This window comes from Exilibacterium tricleocarpae, assembly GCF_007004655.1.
GTDB classification, from domain to species: Bacteria; Pseudomonadota; Gammaproteobacteria; order Pseudomonadales; family Cellvibrionaceae; genus Exilibacterium; species Exilibacterium tricleocarpae.
Window position 1 is genome coordinate 1 of the sequence record NZ_ML660127.1, and the last position, 10000, is coordinate 10000.

Sequence of the window (10000 nt, forward strand, 5' to 3'; positions counted from 1 at the left end):
ACATTGGAGACCATTGCCACCGCCGGCGCGCAATAGGTCACGCTCTCGGCCACGCGACGAAACGCCGCCAGCATCGGTGCCATCAACGGCGAGTGAAACGCCCGCTTGACCGCTAACCCTTGCACCCGGTGTCCATCGGCTGCCAAACGGGCCATCACCCGCTCAACGGCCGCCGGTGCGCCCGACACCACCGTATTGTGCGGGCCGTTGTATGCGGCGATGGCGATCTCTGTTGCCGGCTCGTCCGCCAGCGCTTCGCGCACCACCGCCACGTCAGCCAATACCGCCGCCATCCGGCCCGCCGGTGTCTGCGCCTGCATCAGCCGCCCGCGCGCGGCAATCAGCCGCAGGCCATCGGCCAAGCTGAACACCCCGGCCAGGCACGCCGCCACATATTCACCTACGCTGTGGCCCAACAGCAGCGCCGGCTCCACACCCCACGCCCGCCACTGCTGTGCCAGGCTGTAGGAAAACGCAAATAATGCCGGTTGGGTATAACAGGTCTCGTCCAGGCGATCGCCGGCCTCGCCCCACAGCAGGGTGGTCAGCGGCAGGTCCAGTTCATCGGCCAAGAGGTCGGCGCAGCGATCGATCTCGGCGCGAAACACCGGTTCCTGTTGATAGAGTTGTTTCCCCATGCCCGCATACTGGGAACCCTGGCCGCTGCACAGCCAGGCCACCTTCGGCGGCGAGGCCGGCGCAGTCGGTAACTCGGCCTGCGATAACGCATCATGCAATTGCACTGCGGTCGTGCCGGTCACCGCAAGCCGGTAGGGAAAATGGCTGCGGCCCGTCGCGGCGGTGTAGCAGAGATCGCCGACCGCCGGCTCCGGTGTCTCCTGCAGGAAAGCCGGTGTCTCCTGCAGGAAAGTCAGATAGCGCTCGCGCAACGCCGCCAGGGCGGCGGGACTTTTTGCGGAGATACACAACACGGCCGGTTCGCGGGGCGGATGTTGTGCTGCCGGCCGCTCGCGCGGCGGTGCTTCTTCCAGAATCACATGGGCATTGGTACCGCTGAAACCAAACGAACTGACACCGGCCAGGCGCTGTTCGGCGTCCCAGGGTGTGGTGCTGCGCGGAATGCGCAGGCGTTGCGCATCCAGCGGGATATGGGGATTCACCGCCTGCAGGTGCAAATGGGCAGGAATCTGGCGATGCTCAAGCGCCAGCGCCACTTTGATCAGCCCGGCCACACCGGCGGCGGATTCGGCGTGACCGATATTGGTTTTTACCGAGCCGAGCCACAAGGGCTCGCGGCGATCCTCACCGTACACGGCGTCGAGCGCCTGCACTTCGATCGGGTCGCCCAAAGGCGTCCCGGTACCGTGCGCTTCGACATAGGATACCGCCACCGGACTGACGCGGGCTTTGGCCAGCGCCGCGCGAATCACCGCCTGCTGCGAGGGGCCGTTGGGCGCGGTCAAGCCCTGGCTGCGCCCGTCCTGGTTGACGGCGCTGCCGCGAATCACGGCGCGAATGGGATCGCCGTCGGCCAAGGCCCGGGACAGGCGCTTGAGCACCAGCATGCCGCAGCCCTCCGAGCGCACGTAACCGTCGGCGGCGGCATCGAATGTTTTGCACAGACCTTCCGGTGACAGCATGCCGGCCTGCGACAATGAAATGCTGTTGGTTGGGTGGAGCAATAAATTTACACCGCCCACTAAAGCCTGTTCGGCCTCGCCGTGCAGTATCGCCTGACACCCCTGGTGAACGGCCACCAGGGATGAAGAGCAAGCGGTATCAATCGACAAACTGGGCCCCTCGAGACCCAGCACATAGGAAATCCGACCCGATGCCGTACTTAACGCATTCCCGGTGGCCAGGTAAGGCCCCATTTCCTCATGCCCCTGCTGTTGCCATAAAAAGGCATAATCGCCGGCCATCAGGCCGACATAAACCGCAGTCCTGCTACCGGCAAAATCTTTCGGGGAGTAACCGGCGTCTTCAATTGCCGCCCAACTGTTTTCCAACAGAAACCGCTGTTGCGGGTCCAGATATTTAGCCTCAATGGGTGACAGGCCAAAGAAGTCCGCGTCAAAGCGCTGCACGCCGTTTAACAAACCGGCAAAGTTAAGATAAGTTTTACCGGCTGTCTGCGGTTCGGCAGCAAAATACCGGGTTTTGCTCCAGCGCTTGTTTTCCAGCGGCTCGACACCACATTCGCCCTGCTCCAGCAGGCGCCAGTACTTCCCGATATCGGAGGCCGCACCGGGAAAGTTACAGGCGATCCCAATAATGGCGATATCATCGGTATCACCGCTCAGCCCAGCAACGGACTCCCGCCGCTCATCCACAGGGGACACTTCAGTGGCGAGCTGACTGGAGAGCTTTGAAATTGAGGGATAATCGAACAGTAAAGAGACGGGATGCGCTTTCGACACCAGTCTATTGATGGCATTGCGCAGTTCCAGCGCCATCAGGGAGTCCAGCCCGATTTCCTGCAGGGGCCGGTCGGGGTCCAGCTCATCGTTTTCATCCAACCCCATTACGTCACGAACGATAGCCGTTATTTTTTCCTTCAGCCTCTCTTTTAGCTGCGGCGCACTCAGCTTGGCAAACTCAACCGCTAATACCGTATCGGGAGAAACATCGCCCTCCTGGATAAACGCTTTGAGAAAATGGCGCTTTGATTCCAGCGAGTTAACATTGATAAAATCACCAAAATTTTCCCAGTTCACCGGCGCAACGATACCCCTATGTGACTGGCTCTTTAACAGGTACTCAAGTGCCTCGATACCGTAGTCCGGTTTAATCGGCAGGAAGATCTGGTTGCGGCTTAAATTCTGCCGGGCTTCTTTCGATACCGCCATGCCCGCTTCCGACCAGGCTCCCCAGTTAATCGATAAGAATGTCTGGTGCTGCGCATTGCGCAAAAAACCCAAGGCATCCACAAAAGCATTGGCGGCAACATAGTTAACCTGCCCCGCCGTACCGACAATGGAGGCAATAGATGAAAAAGCGACGAAAAAATCCAGTTCGTTTTTCAATTCCACAGCAAGCCTGTGGAGGTTCCATAAACCCTGGGTCTTCGGCCGCGTCACTTTTTGCAAGCGCGCAAAGGTTTGCGTAGCGATAGTGCCGTCGTCTAAAACGCCGGCGGCATGAATAATACCTTTTAGCTCTCGATCGTTTTCCTGCAGCTTTGCGATAAACTCACGCACACATGCGGGCGTGCTGATATCGGACTTGATAATAGCAATCTCAGCGTCTGGATAAGTATCGATTAAGCAATCCGTTTCAGCGTTCGATTGTCCTGTTCTGCTGCTTAGCCATAGATATTTGGCGCCTCTTTTCAGTAACCACTCCGCAGCCTTCAAACCCAAGGCGCCGGCGCCGCCCACCACCAGGTATTGTCCATTCGGGTCCATGGCGGTCGGCGTTTGCTGCCAACACTGTTTTGAAAGATTCTGGCGGGCGAGAGCAGGCAACAGCACCGACTCGCCCCGCAGCGCTACGCATTCACCCGGGAGACTGCGACACAGCGACCACCCCAACTGCTCGCCCGCCGCCTCGACAGAACCGCCGGCCAGATCCACACTGACACTGTGCAACTCCGGGTGCTCCGTCGCAATCACTTTCGCCATCCCCACCACCGGCGCCTGACTGACCGAAACCGCCGCATCCGCTGCCACTCCCTGCGCACCCCGGGTCACGATATACAGCGGCGCGCTCGCCTCCCGGACCGCCGGGCGCTGCAACAACGCCTGCACCAGGTGCAGCAGACCGCCGCAACTCAGCGCTTCATCCGCCTGCAAACGCTCGCCGTCGAGTTGATCGTTCGCCGTGCAGTCCAGCGCCCAGGCGTAGACAATACCGGCGTATGGCGGCCGCTCGGCCAGCAGCCGCTCAAACGCCGCCGGCTGCGTCGGATCGATATCGCCGCCGGCCATCACACAATCGGCAACCAGCCCTTGTTGGCCCAAAGCATCGACACCATGGGCCGCAATCCCCCCGCGGTCGCACAACACCAGCCAACGACCCTGTACCGCCCGCTCCGCGTGTGCCGCCTGCGGCTGCCAGTCCACCCGGTAAAACCAGTCGGCCACCACATCGGCAGGCGCCAGTTCCGCTTCCACCGTGTGGCCTTTCAGCCAGTGCTTTTTGCCCTGGAACGGATAGGTCGGCACACTGATACGCTGATAGCCGCGCCCGGCATAGTACGCCGCCCAGTCCGGTTGGCCGCCCGCCGCGTAGTACCCCGCCACCGCCTCACTCAAGCTTGCACCCGCATCGCTACCGCGCACCAGACTCGGCAACCAGGCCCGCGCCTCCACACCGCAAGCCCGCCCCATCCCCACCAGCGTATGGCTCGGGCCCAACTCCAGATACACATCCGCCCCCGCCGCCGACAACGCCGCCATCCCCGCCGCAAAGTCCACCGGCGCCTGCACATGGCGTACCCAGTACTCCGCTTCACACAGCGCCCGGGTTTCCAATTGGCCGCTGACATTGGAGACCATCGCCACCGCCGGCGCGCGATAGGTCACGCTCTCGGCCACGCGACGAAACGCCGCCAGCATCGGTGCCATCAACGGCGAGTGAAACGCCCGCTTGACTGCCAGCGCCTGCACCCGGTGTCCGTCGGCTTCCAAACAGGCCATCACCCGCTCAACGGCCGCCGGTGCGCCCGACACCACCGTGTTGTGCGGGCCGTTGTACGCGGCGATGGCGATCTCTGTTGCCGGCTCGTCCGCCAACGCTTCGCGCACCACCGCCACGTCAGCCAATACCGCCGCCATCCGGCCCGCCGGTGTCTGCGCCTGCATCAGCCGCCCGCGCGCGGCAATCAGCCGCAGGCCATCGGCCAGGCTGAACACCCCGGCCAGGCACGCCGCCACATATTCACCCACGCTATGGCCCAACAGCAGCGCCGGCTCCACACCCCACGCCCGCCACTGCTGTGCCAGGCTGTAGGAAAACGCAAATAATGCCGGTTGGGTGTAGCAGGTCTCGTCCAGGCGATCGCCGGCCTCGCCCCACAGCAGGGTGGTCAGCGGCAGGTCCAGTTCATCGGCCAAGAGGTCGGCGCAGCGATCGATCTCGGCGCGAAACACCGGTTCCTGTTGATAGAGTTGTTTCCCCATGCCCGCATACTGGGAACCCTGGCCGCTGCACAGCCACGCGACTTTCAACGACGAGGCCGGCGCAGTCGGTAACTCGGCCTGCGACAAGGCTTCACGCAGTTGTGTCGCTGTCGTGCCGGTCACCGCGAGCCGGTAGGGAAAATGGCTGCGGCCCACCGCGGCGGTGTAGCAGAGATCGCCGATCGCCGGCTCCGGTGTCTCCTGCAGGAAAGTCAGATAGCGCTCGCGCAACGCCGCCAGGGCGGCGGGATTTTTTGCGGAGATACACAACACGGCCGGTTCGCGGGGCGGATGTTGTGCTGCCAGCCGCTCGCGCGGCGGTGCTTCTTCCAGAATCACATGGGCATTGGTACCGCTGAAACCAAACGAACTGACACCGGCCAGGCGCTGTTCGGCGTCCCAGGGTGTGATGCTGCGCGGAATGCGCAGGCGTTGCGCATCCAGCGGGATATGGGGATTCACCGCCTGCAGGTGCAAATGGGCGGGAATCTGGCGATGCTCAAGCGCCAGCGCCACTTTGATCAGCCCGGCCACACCAGCGGCGGATTCGGCGTGACCGATATTGGTTTTTACCGAGCCGAGCCACAAGGGCTCGCGGCGTTCCCCACCGTACACGGCGTCGAGCGCCTGCACTTCGATCGGGTCGCCCAAAGGCGTCCCGGTACCGTGCGCTTCGACATAGGATACCGCCGCCGGACTGACGCGGGCTTTGGCCAGCGCCGCGCGGATCACCGCCTGCTGCGAGGGGCCGTTGGGCGCGGTCAAGCCCTGGCTGCGCCCGTCCTGGTTGACGGCGCTGCCGCGAATCACGGCGCGAATGGGATCGCCGTCGGCCAACGCTTGGGACAGGCGCTTGAGTACCAGCATGCCGCAGCCCTCCGAGCGCACGTAACCGTCGGCGGCGGCATCGAATGTTTTGCACAGACCTTCCGGTGACAGCATGTTCGCCTTGCATTCGGCAATAGTTGTGGCCGGCGAAACAATGGCATTAACGCCACCGACAAGCGCAATCGAAGACTCTCCCTGCCTTAAACTCATCACCGCCAGATGTATCGCGGTCAGTGACGACGAACACGCCGTATCGAGTGACACACACGGTCCTTTCAAACCCAGCTGGTATGAAATTCGGCCCGACAGCACACTGCTGATATTGCCCGAACTTAAATAACCACCGATCTCATCGATAGCACCCAGCGATAACTGCAACTCGACATAGTCGCGGTTCATGGCACCGACAAAAACCCCGGTGTCGCTGCCTAACAGGCCGGCGGGATCAATACCGGCGGACTCCAGCGCCCGCCAGGTGGTTTGCAGTAAAATCCTTTGCTGCGGGTCCATATTGTCGGCTTCGCGGGGGGCTATGCCGAAAAACTCCGCATCGAACAGGTCGATGCCGTCGATCAATCCCGCGCGCGAGGTATACATCCTGCCGCGGTCGCCGCGATTGGGGCTGTAAAACTGATTCATATTCCAGCGTCTGTTACCCATCTCACCAATGGCATCAATACCACTTTTCAGGCCTTCCCAGTATTCCTCTACCCCGTTCATACCGGCTGGAAACACGCAGGCCATGCCGACGATTGCCACAGCTTCCTGGTGGGCGCTTTCCAACTCGCGAACCCGGCTTTTCAATTTCTTTATCTGCACTACCGCATCGGCCAACAAGTTGTTTTGGCGTGCATCGCCACGCTTATCGTTCATGATCAGTTCCCTAACGACTGTATATCGGCAAGTTCTTCCGCCAAAATCCTGCTCAGGTCAGCATCAGAAAGGTGCTGGAGCGAGTCTTCGTCCCAGTTTTCCGTCGCGCTCTCAGCCTCGCTTACCGTTGTACCCGTTTTACCGTCATTCTCTTTGAGAAAATAGCGCTTGAATATAAAGCGACTCGCTTCAGAAATTGTCGGGTAATCGAAAAAAAGCGATGCCGGCAGCCTGATATCCAGCGACGCTGCAATCTTTCTCTGCAACTCCAGCGCCATAACAGAATCCATACCCAACTCCTGTAAAGTCTGGCTTTCACTGAGCGGGAAAGTACTGTCCAGTTTCATTACCTCGGTGACGATACGCTTTATTGCCTGGCTCAATTGCCGCTCATTATCGATTGATGGACCCGAGTTCGGCTCGCTCACGCCTGTTGCAACCACATTGTCTTCATACTTGTTAAAAACTCCCTCAAACATCCGCGGCACTAAGTTTTTATCCGCCTTGAATCGTTCATCAAACCTGGCAGCAATAAAAACACTGCCAGACTCACTGCCGGCAACATGATTGAGGACATTAAAGGCATAATCGACATCTACAGGCAAAACCCCAAATCTATCTCTAAAGTTTTCCAATACACCCTCTTTGCGGGCCATACCTTTGTTTTCCCAGGGACCCCAGTTAATGGATTTCAAATGCAGGCTGTCGTAGCCTTGCGTACAGGCAAGCATATTGAGGAAACCATTCGCCATCGCATAATTCGCCTGGCCTGGCGTGCCCACCAATGAGGATATGGAGGAGTAAGAGATAAAGAACCTGAGGTTCACTCCTTTGAGAGCATGAATTAAATTTATCGCTCCACGACACTTTGCTGTAAAGGGCTGCTCGAAGTCATCCCACTTGGCATTGGCTATTAAGCCGTCTGTCAATATACCTGCCGCGTGAACAACACCGCTTATGGAACCATGCTTTTCAACCAGGCCGCTTACAGCATTCTCGACTTCGTCTCTAGAGCGAATATCACAGGCGACTGTTATGATCTCACAACCCTTTTCCTCTAATTTAGAGATCACTTTTTGCTTATTTGCGTCAGTCTCTGTTCTCTGTAGCAGGGCGACTTTTTTTGCACCACGGCCAAGCAGCCACTGCGCGGTGACAACACCCAGATCACCAGTGCCGCCGGTTACGATAAACAACTCATTTGGTAAAAAACGATCAACTGGCGGCGAATGTATATTCTCGGCGAATAAGTCAGGCTCAAAAACACAGCTATCACGGATTGCCAGCGCCGAATGCAAGTATCCAGAAGTACTTTGCGCATGATGCTGCAGCAGATAATAGAGCGTTTTTACAAACACTGGTTCAGCCCGACCGAGGTCCGCATTGCAACACGACTCGGGCAAATCGACCTGAGCGGCTCTGAACCATGTGTACTCCTGGTTGAGGCCATTGACCAAACCGCTAACAAACCCCGGCTGTGGATTATCAGTTAACAGACCTTTATCGTAAGTCACCCCCTGTTTTGTTACAAAAACAAGAGAAACATACCAACCCGCTGAATCCGAAAGACGACTTAATCCACGGATAAAATGAAACAGGCATTTTGGACCGCGCATCAAAAAGTCGCCGGCTGCAAAACTATCGGCACCTTTTCCCATAACGCCATCCGGCAAACACCAGGTGTTTACTACACATCGCAAAGAACTTACACGATCTTTTAACTGTCCGACCAGGGTATCCCAGTGCTCACCCCGATAGATATCCAGGTGAACTTCACCGTCACTGCACAGAAATTGTTCGGAATAATAGATAACAAGAACATCAGAAAACACCGAGTTCAGGGATTTCAATAATTCACTCTTCTCACCGGTATTGGCAAACAGCAAGCATAGACCGTCAATTTTTCCTGGCCCGACATTGAGATTGTTGGGGAAACTCAGCTTACGCCACTCAATGCTGAAAGCGTCAGACATACCATGGACAATGTCGCTCTTCATCAGGGTGTTATCCGAGACCCTACTGATCGATACACCCTGCAGGCTTAAAAGGTCGTCTCCCCCCGCAGAGGTCAGACGCATATCGGTCTCTTGGTATCCTTTGGAGTGCGGATCACTGGCCCTGCCACGGCATTCAACAGCCGGCGCCAGTTCCCGATTAAATAGCTGCGGGTGAATTTCACAACGCTCAACCGCAAAGGGCACGTACAGGGCCGATAAGCTATCATCAGATTTATGCCGTGCGAGCACCTGACAAAAAACTGCAGATTGCAATATCCCATCTATTAATAGATGCAGCGCGCCCGGATCACCAACGACAATAGGGCTGGCACTATTTACTGTTGCCCGAAATCCGGCAGCGGATGTCGATAGGGATGCCAGCGAGAGGTAGTCGCCATCGACATTCAGCCCCGCACGTCCCAGTATCTCGTATACTTCACGCTCGCCATAGTCGGTCACTCCTGCCCCATTGAAGGGGCTGGAAACATCGGGCGATTTCTTTCCGTCATTGACTTTGTGATAAAGCTTGTCGATCCGGAAGAATTCGTCCCATTCATTTTGTCCTGTTTGGGCAAAGGCTTTTAGCGTTGCAAAGCCGTGCTGTTGCTGTAACTGAAATTGCACAACCAGATCTAAATCGTCCAACAACAAAGGTCGTTTAAACAAGGTGTTCTCAGCAACCAGCAGGTTGTCACCGGTAGCTATATCGTGAGTCAATCGATAGAAGCAAAGCGACTGACTCAATAGAAAAGCGCCAGGACAAACGGGAAGGTCGTAGACTTTATGATTGGTTAAGCCATAGCGAACCAAATCGGCCACTCTGAATTCCTGGATTTTCATAGCCGGCGCAATCGTCAAGAAGCCTGCCGCCGGCGATCTGCTGGCATTAACGTCTGGATGTCTCATCTCAAACCAATAGTCTTTGCCCTGGAACGGATAGGTCGGCACACTGATACGCCGGCAGCCGCGCCCGGCGTAATGCGCCGCCCAGTCCGGCTGGCCGCCCGCCGCGTAGTACCCCGCCACCGCCTCACTCAAGCTTGCACCCGCATCGCTACCGCGCACCAGACTCGGCAACCAGGCCCGCGCCTCCACACCGCAAGCCCGCCCCATCCCCACCAGCGTATGGCTCGGACCCAACTCCAGATACACATCCGCCCCCGCCGCCGACAACGCCGCCATCCCCGCCGCAAAGTCCACCGGCGCCTGCACATGGCG

Annotated in this window: 2 protein-coding genes; both read right to left on the minus strand. The window is 58.3% G+C overall.

Annotated elements, in window-relative coordinates; genetic code table 11:
• A partial coding sequence (locus FKG94_RS28110) for a type I polyketide synthase (protein ID WP_142930279.1) occupies positions 1–6785 on the minus strand: 6785 nt, incomplete at its 3' end.
• A 2-nt stretch (positions 6786–6787) separates the two neighbouring features.
• On the minus strand, positions 6788–9982 hold the full coding sequence (locus tag FKG94_RS28115; RefSeq protein WP_142930280.1) for an SDR family NAD(P)-dependent oxidoreductase: 3195 nt from the start codon (positions 9980–9982) through the stop codon (positions 6788–6790).
• Between the last annotated feature and the right edge of the window lie 18 nt (positions 9983–10000).